The organism is Nonomuraea sp. NPDC048882, from assembly GCF_040649755.1.
GTDB classification, from domain to species: Bacteria; Actinomycetota; Actinomycetes; order Streptosporangiales; family Streptosporangiaceae; genus Nonomuraea; species Nonomuraea maheshkhaliensis.
In genome coordinates, this window is sequence record NZ_JBEZGB010000006.1 from 497981 (window position 1) to 518963 (window position 20983).

Annotated in this window: 19 protein-coding genes; 12 read left to right on the forward strand and 7 right to left on the reverse strand. The window is 70.0% G+C overall.

The annotated features are described in order from the left end of the window. Positions 1–12: 12 nt before the first annotated feature. The 5 genes from AB0C27_RS24145 to AB0C27_RS24165 all read right to left on the reverse strand — a co-directional run bounded on the left by AB0C27_RS24145 (position 13) and on the right by AB0C27_RS24165 (position 6822). A complete protein-coding gene (locus tag AB0C27_RS24145) occupies positions 13–834 on the reverse strand; it encodes a carbohydrate ABC transporter permease (protein ID WP_357847645.1) in 822 nt (273 codons plus the stop codon). Further along, complete coding sequence (locus AB0C27_RS24150) at positions 831–1694, reverse strand: sugar ABC transporter permease (RefSeq protein WP_357847647.1); 864 nt, start codon at positions 1692–1694, stop codon at positions 831–833. Before AB0C27_RS24150 ends, AB0C27_RS24145 begins: the two co-directional genes overlap by 4 nt. Next, a complete protein-coding gene (locus tag AB0C27_RS24155; protein WP_357847649.1) occupies positions 1695–3002 on the reverse strand; it encodes an extracellular solute-binding protein in 1308 nt (435 codons plus the stop codon). A gap of 17 nt (positions 3003–3019) precedes the next feature. Continuing rightward, positions 3020–5305 carry a TIM-barrel domain-containing protein gene (locus AB0C27_RS24160; RefSeq protein ID WP_357847651.1) on the reverse strand — a complete coding sequence of 762 codons (2286 nt, stop codon included), beginning with the start codon at positions 5303–5305 and terminating at the stop codon, positions 3020–3022. 128 nt (positions 5306–5433) lie between these two features. Continuing rightward, a complete protein-coding gene (locus AB0C27_RS24165; protein ID WP_357847653.1) occupies positions 5434–6822 on the reverse strand; it encodes an NAD(P)H-quinone dehydrogenase in 1389 nt (462 codons plus the stop codon). Positions 6823–6892: 70 nt separating this feature from the next. On the opposite strand from AB0C27_RS24165, the gene AB0C27_RS24170 reads away from it, so the two are divergent. Next, positions 6893–7342, forward strand: coding sequence for a gamma-glutamylcyclotransferase (locus AB0C27_RS24170; RefSeq protein WP_357847655.1), 450 nt, complete (start codon positions 6893–6895; stop codon positions 7340–7342). A 23-nt stretch (positions 7343–7365) separates the two neighbouring features. Here the strand turns inward: AB0C27_RS24170 and AB0C27_RS24175 are convergent, their stop codons facing one another. After that, complete coding sequence (locus AB0C27_RS24175; protein ID WP_357847657.1) at positions 7366–8670, reverse strand: MFS transporter; 1305 nt, start codon at positions 8668–8670, stop codon at positions 7366–7368. 111 nt (positions 8671–8781) lie between these two features. Here AB0C27_RS24175 and AB0C27_RS24180 point away from each other — a divergent pair, with 111 nt between their 5' ends. The 7 genes from AB0C27_RS24180 to AB0C27_RS24210 all read left to right on the forward strand — a co-directional run bounded on the left by AB0C27_RS24180 (position 8782) and on the right by AB0C27_RS24210 (position 17297). Beyond that, positions 8782–9774 (forward strand): Lrp/AsnC family transcriptional regulator, encoded by a 993-nt coding sequence (locus AB0C27_RS24180; RefSeq protein WP_357847659.1) that lies wholly within the window; start codon positions 8782–8784, stop codon positions 9772–9774. After that, a complete protein-coding gene (locus AB0C27_RS24185; RefSeq protein ID WP_357847661.1) occupies positions 9771–11075 on the forward strand; it encodes a M20/M25/M40 family metallo-hydrolase in 1305 nt (434 codons plus the stop codon). Before AB0C27_RS24180 ends, AB0C27_RS24185 begins: the two co-directional genes overlap by 4 nt. Positions 11076–11077: 2 nt before the next feature. Further along, positions 11078–11902, forward strand: a complete 825-nt coding sequence (locus AB0C27_RS24190) for a purine-nucleoside phosphorylase (RefSeq protein WP_357847663.1) — start codon at positions 11078–11080, stop codon at positions 11900–11902. Further along, positions 11899–13521 carry a phospho-sugar mutase gene (locus AB0C27_RS24195; protein ID WP_357847665.1) on the forward strand — a complete coding sequence of 541 codons (1623 nt, stop codon included), beginning with the start codon at positions 11899–11901 and terminating at the stop codon, positions 13519–13521. The genes AB0C27_RS24190 and AB0C27_RS24195 overlap by 4 nt, the downstream gene beginning before the upstream one ends. A gap of 146 nt (positions 13522–13667) precedes the next feature. Continuing rightward, positions 13668–15077: a DUF234 domain-containing protein gene (locus AB0C27_RS24200; protein WP_357847667.1), complete on the forward strand. Its 1410-nt coding sequence runs from the start codon at positions 13668–13670 to the stop codon at positions 15075–15077. Positions 15078–15098: 21 nt separating this feature from the next. Beyond that, the gene (locus tag AB0C27_RS24205) at positions 15099–15788 is read left to right on the forward strand and encodes a hypothetical protein (RefSeq protein ID WP_357847669.1); all 690 of its coding nucleotides are present in this window, start codon (positions 15099–15101) and stop codon (positions 15786–15788) included. Between the two features lie 81 nt (positions 15789–15869). Beyond that, positions 15870–17297: a DUF234 domain-containing protein gene (locus AB0C27_RS24210; RefSeq protein ID WP_357847671.1), complete on the forward strand. Its 1428-nt coding sequence runs from the start codon at positions 15870–15872 to the stop codon at positions 17295–17297. Positions 17298–17320: 23 nt separating this feature from the next. On the opposite strand, the gene AB0C27_RS24215 is transcribed toward AB0C27_RS24210, so the two are convergent. Beyond that, on the reverse strand, positions 17321–17806 hold the full coding sequence (locus AB0C27_RS24215; protein WP_357847673.1) for a GyrI-like domain-containing protein: 486 nt from the start codon (positions 17804–17806) through the stop codon (positions 17321–17323). Between the two features lie 157 nt (positions 17807–17963). Here AB0C27_RS24215 and AB0C27_RS24220 point away from each other — a divergent pair, with 157 nt between their 5' ends. From AB0C27_RS24220 to AB0C27_RS24235, 4 genes are read left to right on the forward strand one after another with little or no spacing between them, the layout of a single operon-like run. Further along, entirely contained in the window at positions 17964–18713 is a 750-nt protein-coding gene (locus AB0C27_RS24220) for a TetR/AcrR family transcriptional regulator (RefSeq protein ID WP_357847675.1), read from the forward strand. Continuing rightward, a complete protein-coding gene (locus tag AB0C27_RS24225) occupies positions 18673–19116 on the forward strand; it encodes a class I adenylate-forming enzyme family protein (RefSeq protein ID WP_357847677.1) in 444 nt (147 codons plus the stop codon). The genes AB0C27_RS24220 and AB0C27_RS24225 overlap by 41 nt, the downstream gene beginning before the upstream one ends. A 7-nt stretch (positions 19117–19123) precedes the next feature. Continuing rightward, positions 19124–20215 (forward strand): AMP-binding protein, encoded by a 1092-nt coding sequence (locus AB0C27_RS24230; RefSeq protein WP_357847679.1) that lies wholly within the window; start codon positions 19124–19126, stop codon positions 20213–20215. Then, positions 20212–20943 carry an enoyl-CoA hydratase/isomerase family protein gene (locus AB0C27_RS24235; protein ID WP_357847681.1) on the forward strand — a complete coding sequence of 244 codons (732 nt, stop codon included), beginning with the start codon at positions 20212–20214 and terminating at the stop codon, positions 20941–20943. The genes AB0C27_RS24230 and AB0C27_RS24235 overlap by 4 nt, the downstream gene beginning before the upstream one ends. Positions 20944–20983 lie beyond the last annotated feature (40 nt).

A 20983-nucleotide genomic window follows, 5' to 3' on the forward strand; every position in this document is an offset into this window, starting at 1 on the left:
AGTGGTTCTCCATCACTTGATGGCGCCGACCGTCACACCTCGGGTCAGCGTGCGCTGGAAGATCAGGAAGAAGGCGACCGCCGGGACGATGCCGAGCAGGGCCGAGGCGCTGGACATGGTCGCGTCCATGTACCTCTGCCCTTGCAGGACGCCGAGCGCGACGGGCACCGTCTGGGTGTCGTTCGAGATCAGGAAGATCAGCGGCAGGAAGAACTCGTTCCAGGTCCAGATGAAGAAGAAGATCAGCAGCACGTTGATCGTGGGCCGGCTGATCGGCACCACGATCCGCAGCAGCGACCGCAGCCGCCCCGCGCCGTCGATCGAGGCCGCCTCCAGGATCTCCTTCGGGAACTGGCCCAGCACGGCGCTCAGCAGGTAGGTGCCGAACGCCGCCTGGATCGCGGTCATGATGATGATCACCGCGAGCCGGGTGTCGTACAGGCCGACGGCCTTGGCCAGGTAGTACAGCGGGTAGGCCAGCGCCTCCTGCGGCAGCGTGTTGGCCACCAGGAAGAGCACCAGGATCCACAGCCGGCCCTTCACCCTGCCGATGCCCAGCGCGTACGCGTTGAGCACCGACAGCACCACCGCCAGCACCGACACCGAGGCGCTGATGACGAAGCTGTTCCAGAGCTTGACGCCGAACTCCACCCGGTTCCAGAAGTCTGCGATCCCCTGGAGGTAGAGCCCCTCGGGCAGGCTCAGCGGCCCGTTCGAGCTGTACTCGGCCGGCGACTTGACCGCGTTCATCGCCACGATCACGAACGGGAAGATCATCACCACGGCCAGCACGACCAGCGCGAACAGCACCGCCCAGCGTCCCGGGCCCCTCATGCGTCACGCTCCTGGACACGCAGGAACAGGAACGTCACCACGATGATGATCAGCGCCAGCACGGTGGCGATGGCGGAGCCGTACCCGACGTTGCTCTTCTGGAAGAAGTTCAGGTACGAGAAGTACGACGGCACCATCGTCGCGTTCCCCGGCCCGCCGCGCGTCAGCACGAAGATCGGCCCGAACACCTTCAGCGCGGCGATCGTGCACGTCAGCAGCACCACGAAGATCTCCGGCCGGATCTGCGGGATCGTGATGTGCCAGAACTTGCGCCACCACGAGGCCCCGTCGATCTCGGCGGCCTCGTAGTAGGCCGGGTCCACCCGCTGCAGCCCGGCCATGAAGATCACGACCGGGTAGCCGAGCTGGAACCAGACCATCACCGCCATGACCGTGGCCAGCGCCAGATCGGGGTCACCGAGCCAGTCGAGGTCCAGGCCGAAGATCTGGTTGACGGCGCCGTACGACGGATGCAACATCCACCCCCACACCACGCCCGCCACCGCCACCGGCAGCACCTGCGGCAGGTAGTACGTCGCGCGCAGCGCGGAGGCCGTCCGCGCCCCGAACCGCTTGCCGATGTAGTCGAACAGGGCCGCCGCCAGCACGAGCCCGATCGCGGTCGGCACGAAGGCCATGGCCACGATCAGCCCCACGTTGTGCTGGAACGACTCCCAGAAGCGTTCGTCCTCCAGCAGCCTGGCGTAGTTGCCGAGCCCGATCCAGCGCGGCGTGCCCACCCCCGACCAGCGGGTGAAGCTGGCGCCGACGTTCATCAGGAACGGCACCACGATGACGGCCAGGAACAGCAGCAGGCTGGGGACCAGGTAGAGCCAGTACCCCCTCGTGCGTGCCCTCATCTAGTTGCCAATGTCGGCGAGGTTGTCCTCGTACGGCTTGGCCAGCTCGTCCAGCACCTCGGCCGAGGTCTTGCTGCCGTTGATGAGCTCCTGGACGCCGGCCACCATCACGTCGTAGTAGCCGGGCGCGGGCCAGTCGGGGTAGAAGGCCAGGCCGTCGGCGGCGGTCAGCTTGTTGAAGGACTCGATGAGCTCCTTGCTCTTGGCGTCGGTGATCGCGGCGGCGTCGGCGGCCACGGGGACGCCGCCGGAGTTGCCGAGCAGGTTCTGGATGTCCTTGCTCATCGTGATGTCGATGAAGTCGTAAGCCAGGTCCTTGTTCTCCGACTTCTCGGGGACGACCCAGAGGTTGCCGCTCGAACCGGGCGACATGGTGGCGCCGGGGAACAGGAAGTGGCCCCACTCGAAGTCCTTGATCTCCGAGGCGAAGCGGCCGTACCACCAGCTACCGCTGATCATGACGGGGAACTTGCCGTTCATGAACGCCACGCCCATGTCCTCGGCCTTGACCCCGGCCGAGTTCTTCGGGATGTAGCCCTTCTTCACCCAGTCGGCGAACGTGTCGGCGCCGTAGGTGAACTCGGGGCCGTGGAAGTCGACCTTGCCCTTGTAGGACTGGAAGGCGTCCAGCCACGGCTTCTGCGCCTTGGTGAGCGCGAGCTGGTAGAAGATCTGCTGCGCCGGGTATTCGGCGCCGGCGTTGGAGATGGGGGTCACGCCGGCCTTGACGAACGTGTCGAGCGCGGCGGTGAACTCCTCGTACGTGGCCGGGACAGTGACCTTGTGCTTGTCGAAGAGGTCCTTGTTGTAATAGACCATCACGAACTCGCCGTAGTTGGGCACGCCGTACCACTTGCCGGAGCCCATCACGCCCCGGTCGTCATACTTCGCGGTGGTCTGCAGGCCGCCGGGCAGCAGTTTGTCCCAGCCGCGCTTGGTGGCCTCCTCGCTCAGGTCGGCGAGCAGGCCCTGCTTGGACAGCAGCCCGGACGTGGCGTTGCCCTTGTTGTACTCCATGATGTCGGGCGCCTCGTCCGAGTTGAGCACCATGGCGGCCGTCTTCTGGATCTGCTCGAAGCCCTTCTCCTCGAACTCGACGGTCACGTTCGGATGCGACGCCTCGAACTTCTTGATCGCCTCGGCCCACGCCTTGCCCATGGCGCTGTCGGCCGTCTCGTAGTGCCAGAGCTTGAGCACGCGCGGCTCGGTGCCGCCCGGGCTCGGGCTCGCGGAACCGCCGCCCGAGCCGCAGGCCGACAGGGCGAGCACGGCGGCGGCCAGCGCCGCCGCGCCTCTTGACTTGACCATGATCCCTCCAGGGGGTGTTACGAGATGACGGCCCGCGCGGGAGCACCGGGCACCGGGACGAGCTCGACCCCGGTGACGCGCTTCGGGCCGGTGACGGCGACACGCAGCACGTCGCCGTCCCTGGTGGCGACGGCGACCGTCACGCCGTCGGCGTCGTAAATCTCGGCGCTCCCGCCTCCGCCGCCGAAGGCGACGAGCGCGATCTCTTCCGGCACGTCCACCGTGTCCCGCTGCTCCTGCACGGGGATGAGCGCGCCGTACCGGGCGAAGAGCGGGATCTGGCCGAGCGGCTTGGCGACCCGGACGTAACGGGCGCCGTCCAGCACCTCGCCGGTCCAGTAGTCCACCCACCGGCCGCGCGGCAGGTACACCTGCCTGACGCCTTCGGGCCCGGTCATGGGAGCCACCAGCAGGTCGTGGCCGAGCAGGTACTGCAGGTCGGCCTGCCAGGCGACCGGGTCGTCCGGATGGTCCACGCACAGCGCCCGCATCATCGGCGCGCCGGTGCGCGCGGCCTCGACGGCGGCCGAGTACAGGTAGGGCATCAGCCGGTAACGCAGCTTCAGCGCCGCGACCGCCTGCTCCTCGGCCTCGGGGAACTCCCACGGCTCGCGGGTCGTGGTGCCGTGCAGGCGCAGCAGCGGGGAGAGCGCGCCGAACTGGGTCCAGCGCACGTACAGGTCGTCGGTGGGCCGGCCGGTGAAGCCGCCCGCGTCGTGGCTCCAGAACGGCACGCCGGACAAGCCGTGCGCGAGGCCGCCCCTGATCGTGCTGCCCATGGCCGCGTAGCTGGTGTAGGTGTCGCCGCCCCACTGGGCGCTGTGGCGCTGACCCCCCAGGTACGACGAGCGCGCCCAGACCAGCTCATGCCCGTTGACCTCGCGGGTGACGTCCACGACGGCGTCGTTGAACAGCAGGGTGTAGACGTTGTGCAGGTCGGTGCCGCTCATGCCGTTGGCGGCCACCGCGTCGGCCGACACGCCCTCGGCGAAGTCGGTCTTGAACGCGGCCACGCCCTGGCGCAGCAGCGGGCGCAGCAGGCCCTTGAACCACTCGACCGCCCCCGGGTGGGTGAAGTCCACGATGCCGCAGGCGGGGAAGGAGCCGTGCCAGCAGTCGGCGACGTACGCCTCACCCTGGGGGTCGCGCAGCAGGTAGCCGGCCTCGGCGGCCTCCTGAAAGACCGGGCTAAGGTGCGAAATATAGGGATTCATCCATAGGCAGACCTTGAACCCCATCTCCCCCAGCTCGGCCAGCATGCCCTCAGGGTCGGGGAAGTTCACCGGGTCCCAGCGCATGTCCGACCAGTGCCCGTCGCTCTGCCAGTAGGTGTCCAGGTGCAGCACGTCGCACGGGATGCCGCGCTCCCTGATCGTGCGCGCCCTGGCCAGCACCCGCTCCCCGCTGTCCACGCAGAACCCCGAGGAGATCCAGGTGCCGAACGCCCACTTCGGCGGCAGCGAGGGCCGTCCGGTCAGCCGGTCGTACCGGTCCAGCACCTCCGCGGGGGCCGGGCCCGCCAGCACGTAGTAGTCCATGACGTCGTCGGGCACCAGGATCTGCACCACGCTGTGCGTGGACTGGCACACGTCGAACTCCAGGGGCGCGCCGCTGTCGACCAGGACGCCGTAGCCCCGGCTGGACACGTACAGGGGGATGTTCTTGTAGGCGCGCTGCGACTCGGCGCCGAAGGCGTCGAAGTTCCACATGAGCGGTCGCTGGCCGCGCTTGTCCAGCCGGGTGAACGACTCGCCGAAGCCGGAGAAGGCCTCGTCGGGCGCGGCGGCGAAGCTCTCGTGGTAGGCGACGGGCGCGCCGCCCGAGGCGGAGCGCCCGAACGGCAGCGTACGCAGGCGCCCGCTGATGTCGGTGTGCCCCCGGTCCTGCTCGACCAGCGTCGCCCCGGCCGCGTCGGTGAAGCGCAGGTGCCACGGCGACAGGGTGATCTCGGCCCGCAGCGACCCGGCGTCCACCACGATCGGCGCGCCGGGCTCGGCCACGACCCGTGCCCCCGCGTACGTGCCGGGCGTCACCAGCGCGATGGCGCGCTCGGAGCGGGGCCGCGCGGTGGCGTCCTCCGACAGCCGCACCCTGATCACGCCCTCGCCCGCCGCCCCCACCTGGACGACCAGCGTCTCCTCCGCCGAGGTGACCGCCTTGAGCAGCACCTCGGCGCCGTCGGCCGCGACCACTTCCGCGGCGATGAGCGCCGACAGGCCGCCCTCGCCTCGTACGCGGACCGGCAACTCCGGCGGGTCCGCGACGAAGTACTCGTGCGCCACCAAGGGAGGGCGATAGGGCATGGAAGCTCCTTCGAACGCTGCGCCAACTCGTGACTTAGTTTGGTGTCCATACCAACAAAGGTCAACGGTCAGAGGCACAACAAAAGGGCGCGCGGACCACCGCACGCCCCTTTCTCCGCAGGGAACTCCTAGATGTTGACCCCCGGCTGCATCAGCCGCCTGGCCGCCTCGGTGACCGATCCCGACAGCGACGGGTAGACCGCGAACGTGTGGGCCAGCTGGTCGACGGTCAGCCGCTGCTGCACCGCCACCGACACCGCCAGGATCAGCTCGGAGGCCCGCGGCGCGACGACCACGCCGCCCAGCACGATCCCGGTGTGCGGGCGGCAGAACAGCTTCACGAAACCGTCGTTGAAGCCCTGCATCTTCGCCCGCGCGTTGGTGGCCAGCGGCAGCTTGACCACGTTGGCCTCGATCTCGCCCGCCTCGATGGCGCGCTGCGCGACGCCCACGGCCGCGATCTCCGGGTCGGTGAAGATGTTGGAGGCCACGGTGGCCAGCCGCAGCGGCTGCACGGCCTCGCCCAGCGCGTGCCACACCGCGATCCGGCCCTGCATGGCGGCGACCGAGGCCAGCATCAGCACGCCGGTGCAGTCGCCGGCCGCGTAGACGCCGGGCGCCGACGTGCGGGAGACCTTGTCGACCTTGACGAACCCGCCCCGGTCGAGCTGCACGCCCGCCTCCTCCAGCCCGATGCCGGAGGTGTTGGGGATCATGCCGACGGTCATCAGCGCGTGGGAGCCCTCGGCCGTGCGGCCGTCCTCCAGCGTCACCACCACGCCGTGGGGCGTGCGCTTGACGGAGGCGGCCCTGGAGCGGCCCATGACGTTCATGCCGCGCCGCCGGTAGACCTCTTCGAGCACCTCGGCGCCGTCGGCGTCCTCGTTGGGCATCATCCGGTCGCGGCTGGAGACCAGCGTGACCTCCGCCCCGAGCGAACGGTAGGCCCCCGCGAACTCGGCCCCCGTCACCCCCGAGCCGATCACGATCAGGTGCTCGGGCAGCTCTTCGAGGTCGTAGAGCTGACGCCAGTTGAGTATGCGCTCGCCGTCGGGCTCGGCCCCCGGCAGCACCCGCGGCGTCGCCCCCGTGGCCACCAGCACGACGTCGGCCCTGATCGTGCGGTCTCCGGCCCTGACCACCTGCGGATCGACCAGCCGGCCGCGCTCCTTGATGATCTCGACGCCCTCGGCCTCGACCCGGGTCGCGATGTCGGCGGACTGCGCCTGCGCCAGCTCCTTGACCCGTTTGTTGACCAGCGGCAGATCGACCTGCGCCACCCCGGCGTCGCCGTCGGGACCGCCGGAGAACGACACGCCCAGCGACGGGGCGTCGAGCAGGGCCTGCTTGCGGACGGAGGTCGCGATCAGCGTCTTGGACGGCACACAGTCGGTGAGCACGCAGGCGCCACCTGGGCCGTCCTGCTCGACCATCGTGACTTGCGCGCCTAGTTGGGCGGCCACCAGCGCCGCCTCGTAGCCGCCTGGTCCGCCGCCGATGATCACGATCCTCGTCACACCACCATTCTCCCGCATGCCCCGAGCTGCTGACGAACGGGGCGCGGTCTCAGGCGCTAGTCTTGCCGCTGTGCCTGTATACGCCTCCTATGGCAGCAACATGGACCCGGAGCAGATGGCCATGCGTGCCCCGCACTCACCGATCCGCGGTGTGGGCTGGCTGCCGGGCTGGCGGCTGACGTTCGGAGGCATGGACCTCAAGTGGGAGGGCGCGGTCGCCACGATCGTCGAAGACCCCGACGAGCACGTCTTCGTGGTCCTCTACGACGTGCCCGACTGGGAGGAGCAGTCGCTCGACCAGTGGGAGGGCGCGGTGCGCGGCGCCTACCACAAGGTCCGGCTGCGGGTGCAGACCCTCGACGGCGAGGTCGTGGCCTGGTTCTACGTGCTCGACGGCTACGAGGGCGGCCTGCCCTCGGCCCGCTACCTGGGCAGCCTGGCCGAGGCGGCCGAGCGGGCGGGCGCCCCCGACGACTACGTCAAGGAGCTGCGGGAGCGCCCCTGCACCTCGTTCGGCTAGCGGGTCCGGCTAGTGCCGTCCGGCTAACGCAGCGGCTCGTCCTTGGTCTCCCTGAGCACGAAGATGTAGACCAGCGTGGAGACGAGCGCCAGCGCCGACATGTACCACGGGAAGAGGCCCGGGTTCTCCGCCTCCTGCAGCGCCGTGCCGATCAGCGGCGCGGTGCCGCCGAAGAGCGCGACGGTCAGCGAGTACGGGAACCCCGCGCCGGCCGCCCGCACCCGCGTCGGGAAGAGCTCGGAGTTGACCGCGGCCGAGATCGCGGTGAAGCACCCGAGGAAGACCATGCCGACGAGCTGCACGACCAGCAGGCTCCAGTAGGCGTCGGTGAGCAGGCCGAGCAGCGGCACGGGCAGGATGACGAAGCCGAGCCCGAAGGTGATCAGCAACGGCCTGCGCCCCACCCGGTCCGACAGCATGCCCAGCAGCGGCTGCAGGATCATGAAGAAGACCAGCGAGATCGTGCCGATCTGGAGCGACTCGGCCTTGTCGAAGTCCACCGTGATCTGCGCGTACGTGGGCAGGAAGCTGGTCCAGGTGTAGTAGGCCACCGTGCCGGCGATCGTGATGCCCACGATCGTCGCCGCCGACCTCGGGTGCAGCCTGAGGAACTCGAACAGCTTGGGCCGGGTGGCCTCGCCGCGCTGGATCTCCTCCGCCACGGCCGAGGTCTCGTCGGCGCCCTTGCGGATCCACAGGCCCACCAGGCTCAGCACCGCGCCCACGACGAACGGCACGCGCCAGCCCCAGGAGTCCATGTCGGCCTCGATCAGACTCGTGGCCAGCAGCGCGGCCAGTCCTGAGGCGATGAGCTGGCCGATGGTGGTGCTCACGTACTGGAAACTCGAGAACAGGCCGCGGCGGCCGGGCGGTGCCGACTCCACCAGGAAGGTGGTCGCGGCGGCGAACTCGCCGCCCACCGACAGGCCCTGGATCAGCCGGGCGAGGGTGAGGATGACCGGCGCCAGCAGGCCGACGGCCGCGTAGGTGGGGGTCAGGCCGACCAGCAGGGAGCCCGCGCCCATCAGCACGATCGTGAACGTCATGGCCGACTTGCGGCCGTACCTGTCGGCGAACGCGCCGACCAGCAGGCCGCCCAGGGGGCGCATGAAGAAGCCCACCGCGAAGACGGCGAACGAGCTGAGCAGCGGGACGAGGCTGTTGTCCGCGGCCTTGGGGAAGACCTGGTCGGAGAAGTAGACGGCGAGGAAGGTGTACGCGTACCAGTCGTACCATTCGACGACGTTGCCGATGCTGGCCGCCATGAGCTGCCGAACGCGGCTCTTGGGGATTCCGAGTGGGGAGTGCGCCACGGGGGAGGTCGCCACGAAGGGCTCCTTTGCTGACAAGTGCGGTAATGGCTTACTCTGCATTCGGGCGACCGAAACAGTCAAATAATTACCCCAACTTTTACAAACCCGACACAGGGACGGGCATCCGTGGACGTTCTCGACCGACGGCTCGTGGCCGCGCTGCAAGTCAGCCCCCGGGCCTCGTGGGGTGAGATCGGCCGGGCCGTGGGCGAGCACGAGCGCACGGTCGCCCGGCGGCTGCAGCGGCTCATCGCCGAAGGCTTCGTCCGCGTCACGGCCATCTACGACGACCTGCGCACCGGCCACGGCCGGCCCGTGCACCTGCACGTCCAGGTGCGGCCCGGCACCGCCACGCAGGTGGCCAAGGCGCTGGCCGAGCGCCCCGACACCCGTTCCGTCTACTCCCTCACCGGCGCCGCCGACCTCGGCTGCGAGCTGGTCTCCCCCTCCCGCGAGGCGCTGCACCGCATCCTGTCGGCCCAGGTGTCGGAGATCGACGGCGTCCTGCAGACCCAGACCCAGGTCGTCCTGCACACGTTCAGGACCGTCGCCGAGTGGCACGCGCCCTTCCTGACCGAGCGGGAGGTGGCCGAGCTGCGGCCGGCCCCGCCGCCCGAGTGCCTGCCCGACGAGGAGGGCCTGTCACCCCTGGAGCAGGAGATCGCCGAGCTCCTCGCCGCCGACGGCCGGATCGCCTTCACCGCGGTCGCCGAGCGGCTCGACATCTCCGTGCCCACCGCGCGCCGCCGGGTCACCTCGCTGATCGAGCGGCGGCTGCTGCTGCCGCGCGCCGAGGTCGAGCCCGCCCTGCTCGGCCTGGAGGTGGAGGCCATGCTCTGGCTCAAGGTCCGCCCCCACGGCCTCGACCTGGTCGGCCAGCGGCTGGCGGCGCACCCCGACGTCCGTTACTGTGCCGCCACGACGGGCACCCATTCCCTCATCGTGCAGGTCGTGGCGGCCCACGAGGCGGCCCTCTACCGTTTCATGACCGGCGTCGTCGGCCGGCACGACGAGATCACCGACGTCGACCTCACCCTCATCACCCGGGCGCACAAACGCGGCCACCTGCACAAGTCCGGACTGCTCACGCTGGATCACCGTTGGGAGACAACGCCATGACACCCGCCGAACTCGAAGTCGCCGACCTCTGCGCCGAGCTGATCCGCGTCGACAGCAGCAACTACGGGGACGGCAGCGGCCCCGGCGAACGGGCCGCGGCCGAGGTCGTCATGGCCAGGCTGGCCGAGGCCGGCATCGAGTCCACCTACATCGAGAGCGAGCCGGGCCGCGGCAACGTGATCACCCGCGTCGAGGGCACCGACCCGTCGCTGCCCGCCCTGCTCGTCCACGGCCACCTCGACGTCGTCCCGGCCAATGCCGCCGACTGGTCGGTCGACCCGTTCGCGGGCGAGGTGCGCGACGGCTACATCTGGGGCCGCGGCGCCGTGGACATGAAGGACATGGACGCGATGATGCTGGCCGTGCTGCGCCGGTTCAAGCGCGAAGGGCTGAGGCCGAGGCGCGACCTGGTCTTCGCCTGGGTGGCCGACGAGGAGGCCGGCGGCGTCTACGGCGCCAAATACCTCACCGCCAACCACCCCGGCCTGTTCGAGGGCGTCACCGAGGCGATCAGCGAGGTCGGCGGCTACTCGCTGGAGGTCGACCCGTCGCTGCGGCTCTACCTCATCGAGACCGCCCAGAAGGGCCTGGCCTGGATGAAGCTGATCGCCAACGGCACCGCGGGCCACGGCTCGATGCTGAACGACGACAACGCCGTCACCGAGGTCGCCAAGGCCGTGGCCAGGATCGGGGGCCACGACTGGCCGCTGACGTACACGCCGACCGTGCGCCGCTTCCTCACCGAGGTCGCCGACGCCTTCGGCCTCCCGTTCGACGAGGACGACCCCCGGCCGGTCCTCGACAAGATCGGGCCGCTGGTGCGGTTCGTCGGCGCGACGCTGCGCAACACCGCCAACCCGACTCAGCTCGACGCCGGCTACAAGTCCAACGTCATCCCCGGCCAGGCCACGGCCGTGGTCGACGGGCGCTTCCTGCCGGGCTTCGAGGAGGAGTTCTTCAAGACCGTGGACGGGCTGCTCGGGCCGAAGGTGCGGCGCGAGTTCATCCACCACGACATCGCGCTGGAGACCTCGTTCGACGGCGCGCTCGTGGAGTCGATGATCGCGGCGCTGAAGGCCGAAGACCCGGCCGCCCGCGCCATCCCCTACTGCATGTCCGGCGGCACCGACAACAAGACCTTCTTCGCCGACCTGGGGGTGCGCGGATTCGGCTTCGTGCCGCTGCGGCTGCCCGCCGACATGGACTTCGCCTCCATGTTCCACGGCGTGGACGAGCGCGTGCCGGTGGACGCCCTGCAGTTCGGGGTGCGGGTCCTGGACAGGCTGCTCCTAAACTACTGAAGGTGAGCAAAGACCCGTACACCCTGGCCGGCGAGGCCGCCGCGGCACTGCGTGCCGCGAGCGGCCTCGACTCCTCCGACGCCGCCTTCGACGTCGCGCTCGTCATGGGCTCGGGGTGGGTGCCCGCCGCCGACGCGATCGGCGAGACGGTGCGCGAGATCCCGTTCACCGACCTGCCCGGCTTCCGCGCGCCCGCCGTGGCCGGTCACGGCGGCAAGATCCGCATTGTCCGCACCGCCGCGGGCCGGCACGCGCTGATCTTCCTCGGGCGCACCCACCTCTACGAGTCGCCGTCCGGGCTCGGGGTGGAGGCGGTCGTGCACGGCGTCCGCACGGCGGCGGCGGCCGGCGTACGCACGCTGGTGCTCACCAACGCGGCCGGCGGGCTGCGCCCCGAGACGCAGAACGTCGGCGACCCCGTCCTGATCAGCGACCACATCAACCTGACCGGGGCCAACCCGATCACCGGTACCACGTTCATCGACCTCACCGAGGTCTACTCGCGCCGCCTGCGCGCCCTCGTCCGCGAGATCGACCCGACCCTCGCCGAGGGCGTCTACGTCGCCTTCCGCGGCCCCACGTACGAGACCCCCGCCGAGATTCGCATGCTGCGCACGCTGGGCGGCGACATGATCGGCATGTCCACGGTCCTGGAGGCCATCGCCGCCCGCGAGGCGAACCTCGACGTGCTCGGCATCTCCCTGGTCACCAACCCGGGCGCGGGCCTGTCCGGCGAGCCGCTCAACCACGAGGAGGTCCTGGAGGTGGGCCGGGCCACGGCCGCCCGCATGGGCGTCCTGCTGGCCAAGGTGGTGGACCGGCTGTGAGCGTGCTGCGGCGGGCGCGGGAGTGGCTGGCCCAGGACCCCGACTCCGACACGCGTGCCGAGCTGTCCGCCCTCATCGAACGCGAGGACCTGGCCGCCCTTGACGAGCGCTTCGGCGCCAAGCTGGAGTTCGGCACGGCCGGGCTCCGCGGCGAGCTGGGCGCGGGCCCCAACCGGATGAACCGGGTCACCGTCATGCGCGCCGCGGCCGGCCTGGCCGCGGTCCTGGGTCCTGGCAGGCACGTGGTCATCGGCTACGACGCCAGGCACAAGTCCGACGTGTTCGCCCGCGACACGGCGGCGGTGCTGACGGGCGCCGGCCTGCGCGCCTCGCTGCTGCCCCGCCCGCTGCCGACGCCCGTGCTGGCCTTCGCCGTCCGCCACCTCGGGGCCGACGCCGGGGTGACGGTCACCGCCAGCCACAACCCGCCGCGCGACAACGGCTACAAGGTCTACTGGGGCGACGGCTCCCAGATCGTGCCCCCGCTCGACGCGGAGATCTCCGCCGCCATCGACGCGGTCGGCCGGGTGGACGAGCTCGCTCAGGACTCCGGGTGGACGGAGCTGGGCGACGAGATAGTCGACGCCTACCTCCGGGCCGTGACCGCCCTCCCCCTGGGCGACGCCCGCGAGCTGCGCGTCGCCTACACCCCGCTGCACGGGGTCGGGGCGGCCACCCTGACCGCCGCCTTCCAGGCCGCCGGCTTCGACAGCCCGGTGACCGTCGAGGAACAACGCGAGCCCGACCCCGACTTCCCCACAGTCGCCTTCCCCAACCCGGAAGAACCGGGCGCGATGGACCTGGCGATCGTGCTGGCCGCCAAGACGGAGGCCGACCTGATCGTGGCCAACGACCCCGACGCCGACCGGTGCGCGGTGGGCGTGCCGCTGCCCGGCGGCGGCGCCCGCATGCTGACCGGCGACGAGGTCGGGGGCCTGCTGGCCGAGCACGTGCTCACCCACACCACCAGCGACCGCATGGTGGCCACCACCATCGTCTCCTCCACCCTGCTCGGCAAGATCGCCCAGGCGCACGGCGTCCGGTACGGCGAGACCCTCACCGGCTTCAAGTGGATCATCAAGGCCGGCCCCGGGCTCGTCTTCGGCTACGAGGAGGCCATCGGCTACAGCGTCGGCTCCGACGCCGGCCTGCCGGTCAGGGACAAGGACGGAATCGGCGCCGCGCTGACCGTGGCCGCCATCGCCGCGGCCGCCAGACGCGACGGCCGCACCCTCCTGGACCTCCTCGACGACCAGGCCCGCCGCCACGGCCTGCACGCGACCTCGCAACTGTCGTTCCGGGTGTCCGACCTGTCGCTGATCACCGCCGCCATGTCCCGCCTGCGCACCGACCCACCTGAGACCCTCGGCGGCCTCACGGTGAAGCGAGCCGACGACCTGGCGCGCGGCGACGGCGGCCTCCCACCGACCGACGGCCTGCGTTACCTCCTGGCGGGCGGCGCCCGCGTGGTGGTGCGCCCATCCGGCACGGAACCCAAGCTCAAGTGCTACCTGGAGGCGGTCGTCCCGGTGACCACGACCCCGGCGGAGGCCAGGGCGCGGGCGGCGGAGCAACTCGCCAGCATCCGCACGGACCTGGAGACTCGCCTGGCCCCTTAGGCCGGCCACGCAGAGAGTCTCATCCGTGAGACCTTCAGAGGCGAAGGTCTCATCGGTGAGACCAACACGGCATCGAGGGCCATCAAGTCCAGGCCTTGATACCAACTTCTCAGTTAGTCTCATTCATGAGACCAAGAGGAGCGGTGTTGGAACCTTTCATCGGCAGGCGGCGAGAGCTCGGTATCCTGCAACGCGCGCTCGAGAAGACCGGCAGACGGCAATTCGACCGGCCGGGACGTGCGCTCCTCGTCAGGGGCCGCCGCCGAGTCGGCAAGTCGAGGCTGGCGGAAGAGTTCATCCGGCGCGCGCAGGTGCCGCACGCGTACTACACGGCCACCGGGCAGACACTCGGCAAGGAGCTCAGCGTCTTCGCGGAAGAGATGCGCTCGTCCGACCTGCCCGGCGCCTCCCTTTTCGACGGCGGGCCACCCGGGTCATGGCATGACGCGCTCTCCCTCCTGGCCCGCGCCCTTCCTGACGACGCTCCCAGCATCGTCGTCCTGGACGAGCTTCCGTACCTGATCAAGGCGGACCCCAGCCTGGAGGGCGTGCTGCAGAAGCTCTTCGACAAGGCGTTCTCGAGACGGCCGGTCCTGCTGCTCCTCATCGGCTCGGACCTGTCCATGATGGAGACGATCAACACCTATGGCCGCCCCTTCTACCAGCGGGCGGCCGACTTCGTGGTCCACCCCCTCGGACCGTACGACATCGCTCAGGCCCTCGAACTCGGTCCAGCCGACGCGTTCGACGCACACCTGGTCTCGGGCGGGCTTCCGATGATCTGCGAAGAGTGGCCCAAGGGCGCCTCGGTCATGACCTATCTGGAGCAGGCGCTCGATGATCCGTTGTCGGCGCTGATCGTCAGCGGAGAACGTGCGCTCGCCGCCGAACTCCCTCCGGAGGCTCACGCTCAGCAGGTCCTCAGCGTCATCGGGTCAGGACAACGCACACATTCCAACATCGCTGCCGCCACCCAGGAGATCCCCCGCGCGACGATGAACCGAGCCCTGCAGCTCCTCCTGGAAAAGCGCTTGATCGCCATAGATCGTCCTCTGTCCACCCGCCCCTCCAGGGATACGCGCTACCGCGTGATCGACTCCCACCTGCGGTTCTGGCTTCCGTTCGTCAGGCCGCACCTGACCGACGTGGAACGCGGCCGGGGAGACAAGCTCCTGGACCGGATCCGCCGTTCCTGGACCTCGTGGAGGGGCATGGCCGTCGAGCCGCTGATCCACGAGTCGCTTCGCCGTATGGACGACCTGCCTGAGCGAACGGGAGCGATCGGCGGCTACTGGACCAGGACCAACGATCCCGAGATCGACATCGTCGGAGCCGACAGGGAACCCGTCGCGAAGACGATCACCATGGTCGGCTCGGTGAAGTGGCTCGAGAACCGGCCCTTCGACCACCACGACCTGAGCGAACTCATCGTTCACCGCTCCAGGATGCCTGGAACGGACACCTCCACGCCCCTGTACGCCGTCTCCCGCAGTGGCTGCAATGTGGCCGGCGTCACCCACATCACCCCGGAGCAACTGCTGGACGCGTGGCGATGAAGATCGTGGCAGTCTGGCCGCGTGGAGACGTACGAGATCTTCCTGTCGCGGGCCCTGCCCGATCCCCGCGTGCTGGGCCTGGTGCTGAGCGGGTCGCAGGCCCGTGAGGGCACCGCCACCGCGCACTCCGACCACGACGTCTACCTGATCGCCGCCGACGGAGCCCCGTTCGAGCCGCGCAGGGACGCGCTCGTGGACCTGGTGGTGATGACGCTCGGCGAGTTCCGCGCCCACGCCCTGCCCGGCTCCGGCACCGAGTGGAACCGGTACGCCTTCACCCACGCCCAGGTGCTCAAGGACACCGGCGGCATCGCCTCCCTGGTCGCCGCCAAGGGCACGCTCACCCCGGACGAGGCGTTCGCCATCGGGCGCGAGGCGCTGGGCGCGTTCCTCAACAGCGTGTACCGGTGCATGAAGAACGCCCGCGACGGCAATCGTCTCGGCGTCCTGCTGGACGGCTCGGAGGCGGTGCCGGCCTTCCTGAGCCACCTGTTCGCGCTGCACGGGCGGGTGCGGCCGTACAACAAGTACCTGGAGTGGGAGCTGCGCCACCACCCCCTGGACGGATGGCCCGCCGGGGACCTGCTGCCACGCCTGGAGTCCGCCCTGTCCCCCGACGCCCCGGCGGCCCTCCGGGGGCTGCTGAACGACCTCGAACCCCATGCCCGCGCCGCCGGCCACGGCCCCGAACTGGACTCCTGGGGCCGATGACCTGCCGTTCATGCGCGGCACGAGCTAACGTTCTCTGGGTAGCAACCAAATTTGGTTGTACCAAAGTTGGGACGACCAAATTTGGGTGTATCGAGGGGAGGGACTCGGGTAGACGGGTTCATCGGGCGGCGGCGTGAGCTGGCCCAGCTCAGCCGCTATTTCAGCCGAGTGCGGACAGGCGATCTTCCAGGCCGCGCCATCCTCATGCGCGGCAGACGCCGCGTGGGCAAGACGCGCCTCGCCGAGGAGTTCATCCGGCGAAGCGGTGTGCCGAGCCTCTTCTTCGCCGCCGACCAGCAGCCGCCGGCCGTGCAGCTCGAACGCTTCATCGCCGATGTGGCCGCCTCGGACCTGCCCGACGCCTCCCAGTTCGACGGTGTCACACCCACGTCCTGGGACAGTGCCCTGCGGCTGATGGCTCAGGCCGTCCCGCAGGACTCACCGAGCATCGTCGTCATCGACGAGCTCCCTTACCTGATCCAGCAGGACCCCTACCTCGAAAGCACCCTGCAGCGCCTCTTCGACCGCGAGTTCTCCCGGCGGCCCATGCTGCTCATCCTGATCGGCTCCGATCTGTCCATCATGGAGGCGATCAACCAGTACGACCGTCCCTTCCACATGCGCGCGTCGGAGATGGTGGTCAACCCGCTCACCGCCGCCGATGTGGCGGACAAGCTGGGCCTGCCCGCCGCGGAGGCCGTCGACGCGCACCTGATTACCGGCGGCCTGCCGCAGATCCTGGACGAATGGCCGGCCGGCGCCTCCGTCAGAGAGTTCCTGGAGACGACCGTCCCGATGCCGGGCTCGGCCCTGACGGTGAGTGGCGTGCGGGCCATGGCGGCGGAGTTCCCGCCGGAAGCCCAGGCGAGCGTCCTGCTGCGCGCCATCGGCTCCGGGCAACGCACGTACGCGTCGATCTCCAAGGCCAGCGGCCTGCCCAGCACGTCGACGACGCGCGGTCTGCAGATCCTCCAGGAGAAGCGCATGGTGACGGCGGAGGTGCCGCTGTCCGTACGGCCGTCGCGGGAACGCCGCTACCACATCGCGGACACGCACCTGCGCTTCTGGCTCTCGTTCATCGGACCGAACCTGACCGCGATCGACCGCGACCGCGGCGACCTCGTCCTCCAGCGGATCGAACGTTCCTGGACGGCGTGGCGCGGCGCCGCGGTCGAGCCTTTCGTCCGCGAGTCGCTCCGTCGCATGGACGGACTGCCCGAGGACACCAGGGCGATCGGAGGTTACTGGACGAGGACCAACAACCCGGAGATCGACCTGATCGGAGCGGACAAAGAGCCGGTCGCCAAGAAGATCACCTTTGTCGGATCGGTGAAGTGGCTGGAGAACCGGCCCTTCGACGAGCACGATCTGCGCGAGCTCATCGCCCACCATGCGCAGGTCGAAGGAGCCGGCAGCACCACTCCGCTCTACGCCGTCTCCCGCAGCGGCTGCGACGTGGACGGCGTCGTCCACGTCGGGCCGGAGCAGTTGGTCGACGCGTGGCGGTGAGGTCCGCTTCCCGTGGCCGGGTGTCAGGTCAGGCGTAGTTGCAGGTCGATGTCCCAGTTGTTCATGTCGGGCTCCACGCGTGGGTCCGTCCGGTACAGCTCCAGGCGGCAGCCCCAGTGCTCGGCGCCGTCCTTCTCGGTCAGGTCCCACTCCAGGCCCTGCTCGCGTCCCCAGCGCAGCAGTGACTCAACGGTGCCCACGAGTTGGTCCGGGTGGCCGTGGTGGGTGGTGGTGGCGTAGCGGCCGGCGGGGAGGGTGGCGGCGTAGAGGTCGCCTTCCCACTCCATCGGGGCCGGCACGGGCACCCCGGCCGACACCTCCAGGCGGTCTGCGGCCATGTCGATGCTGTGGTAGCGCAGGAACGGCGCCCCTGCGGGGGCGGTGCTGCGCTCGGCCAGGTGGCCGATGATCTCGCCGATCCGGTCGGCGACCAGGTGGAACGTGGTCATGGTGATGGTACGGCGCACCCCGAGGTACGGGCGCGGCGGGAATTCGATGATCTGCGGCATATGTTGTTGCCTCCTTCTCTCCCTTCATACGAAGCCCGGCCTCCGAAATCATCGGTGTCCCGGAGACAGTGACACGACGTCAGAGGCAACCTATGGCGATTTCGTAGGACATGGGGTATTTTTCGGATCTAAGAGGCAACCGAACGTTCGGTAAGACATGATGATCGTAGACCTCACCGACCGCGACACCGATGCCGGCCGGCGGATCAGGACCGCGGCCGTGCTGCTGTTCGCGCGGCGGGGCTACGCGGCCACCAGCATCAGAGACCTCGGTAAGGCGGTCGGCATGACCAACGCCGGGATCTACCACCACGTGACCAGCAAGGAAGCGCTGCTGGCCGACCTCATGCGGGTCGCGCAGCGCGAGCTGATCGAGGCCACCGAGCGCATGCTGGCCCCGTACGAGCGGCCGGCCGACCGCCTCGCCCTGCTGATCAGCTCACTCACCGCCGTCCACGCCCTCACCCCCATGACCAGCCGCGTCATGGACGGCGAGCTGCGCTCCCTGACGCCCGGCTCCGCCGCCCACGCCGAGATCATCGCCCTGCGCGACGCGTACGAGGACCACTGGAAGCACGCGCTGGCCGACGGCGTCGAGCAGGGCGTCTTCCGGGTCGCCGACGAGAGGCTGACCCGGCTCGCCCTGATGTCCATGTGCACCGGCACCAGCGAGTGGTACCGCCCCGACGGGGACTCCACGCTGGAGCAGGTGTGCGCCGAGTTCGTCGCGATCGGCCTGGCCGCCGTCCGCGCCCCCGCTCAGGCCCCCGCCCAGGCCCCCGTCAATGCCCCCGTCAATGCCCCCGTCAATGCCACTGTGACGGCCGACTTCGCCCTGCTGCCCGAGTTCCCGTGGGAGCCGCCGCATGCAAGCAACGATCCCCGACCTGATGAGGCACGCCGCTGACACGTACGGCGAGCGCGAGTTCCTCCGTTTCCCCGACCCCTCACCCGTCTCCCTGACCTTCACCGAGGCCGACGAACGATCGGATCGGCTGGCCGGAGCGCTGGCCGACAAGGGTGTGCGACCCGGCGACCGGGTGGCGATCATGCTGGACAACGTGGCCGGCTGGCCGCTGAGCTGGCTGGCCGTCCTCAAGGCGGGCGCGATCACCGTGCCGGTGAACGTCCGTTACCGGGCCGCCGACCTGGAGCACGTCCTGCGCGACTCCGGGGCCGTGGCCACGATCACCACCGCCGAGTACGCCCCGCACATCCCTGGCACAGTCCACCTCCTCGACCAATTGGATGGAACACCCCTCACTTCCCTCGATACGCCTAAAGCCGACGATGTCGCGAATTTTCAGTAAGGCCTGCATGCTCACCCACGCCTACTGGCTCAGGTCCGCCGCCGTCGTCGCCGAACAGGTCTCCCTGCGCGACGACGACGTCCTGATGATCGCGCAGGCGTACTCCTACATGGACCCCCAGTGGGTCACCCTCCTCGCCCTCATGGGCGGTGTCCCGCTCGTCGTGCTCCCCCGCTTCTCCGCCTCCGGCTTCTGGGCCTCAGCCAGGGAGCACGGCGCGACGCTCACGTACGTGCTGGGCACGATGCCCCTTCTCCTGCACAAGCAGCCGCCCCACCCCCTCGACCGGGCCAACCGCATGCGCGCGGTGCTCTGCTCGGGCATCCAGCCGGACCTGCACCGCACGTTCGAGGAACGCTGGGGCGCGCCGTGGCGCGAGCTGTACGGCTCCACCGAGAGCGGCACCGACCTGGTCTCACCCCTCGACGACACCGGCACGGTCGGCACCGGCGCCATGGGGGTGGCGCCGCCCGGCAAGGAGGTCGAGCTGGACCCCGGCACCGGCGAGATCCTGGTCAGGGGCGTGCCCATGATGAAGGGGTACTGGAACCATCCGGACGCGACCGCCCACGCCTTCAGAGGCGGCTGGTACCACACCGGCGACCTGGGCGTCCGCGACTCCCAGGGCCGGATCAGGCACGCCGGGCGGATCAAGGACATGGTGCGCAGGGGCGGCGAGAACATCTCCTGCGCCGAGGTGGAGCACGTGCTGGCCGAGCATCCGGCCGTCGTCTCCGCCGCCCTGGTGCCCATCCCCGACGAGCTGTTCGGCGAGCTGCCCAAGGCGTTCCTCCAGCTCCGGCCGGGCCATCCGGCCACGGCCGAGACCGCCGCGAGCGTGATCGCGCACGCCAGGGGGCGGCTGGCCCGGTTCAAGATCCCGGCGTACGTGGAGTTCGTCGAGGCGTTCCCGCTGACCCCGTCGGCCCGAATCGAGAAACGCCACCTCCTCCACCCCGAGCGCGACCAGCGCGCCGCCCCCGCCATCCAGGTTCAGCCCGAACGCGACCAGCCCCCCGGGCCCGCCGTCCAGGTCCCTCCTGCGCGCGACCAGCGCGCCACCACCCCTGCCGGCCGGCCGGACAAGGAGCAGAGATGATCGACGTGACCGTACGCGACGAGGTGGCCCTGATCACCCTCGCCCGACCGGCCAAGCTCAACGCCCTCACCGCCCCCATGCGCAGGGATCTCGCCGCCGCCGTCCGCGAGCACGGCCGCAGCGGCAGGGGCATCGTGGTCACGGGGACCGGCCGGGCCTTCTCCGCCGGCGAGGACATCGACCAGGCCGTCGGCCGGTCGCTGATCGAGGAGGTGGAGCTGTTCCACGACATGACCAGGGCCGTACTGGAGACCCGGGTGCCTGTGGTGGCGGCGGTCAACGGCCTGGCCGTGGGCGGCGCCGCTGAGTGGACGCTCTGCTTCGACGCCCGCATCGGCACGCCGGCGGCCGAGTATTTCCTGCCGGAGAACCACATCGGCCTGTCGATCTCCAACGCCTCCAGCTACCTGCTCCCGCGCCTCGTCGGCGGCCGGGCGCTGCGGCTGGTGCTCGACTCGACCAGGATGAGCGCCGAGGACGCCCTCGCCGTCGGCCTGCTGGACGAGATCGTGGCCCCGGAGGCGCTGGTGGAGACGGCCATCGCCCGCGTACGCCACTGGAGCGCCGCGGGCACGGCCACGGCGGTCCACCTCACCCTGCTCCGCCCGTCACTGGCGGAGGTCGAGCGGGCCTTCCAGGTGGAGACCGAGGCGGCCGAGCAGGTGGAGGCGTCCGGCATCGCCCAGGCCGGCATGAACGCCTTCGTCAACAGGAAACGAGCAGGCTAGGCGCCGGTCAACAGGCCGCGCGGGCCAGGCGACCGTCAAC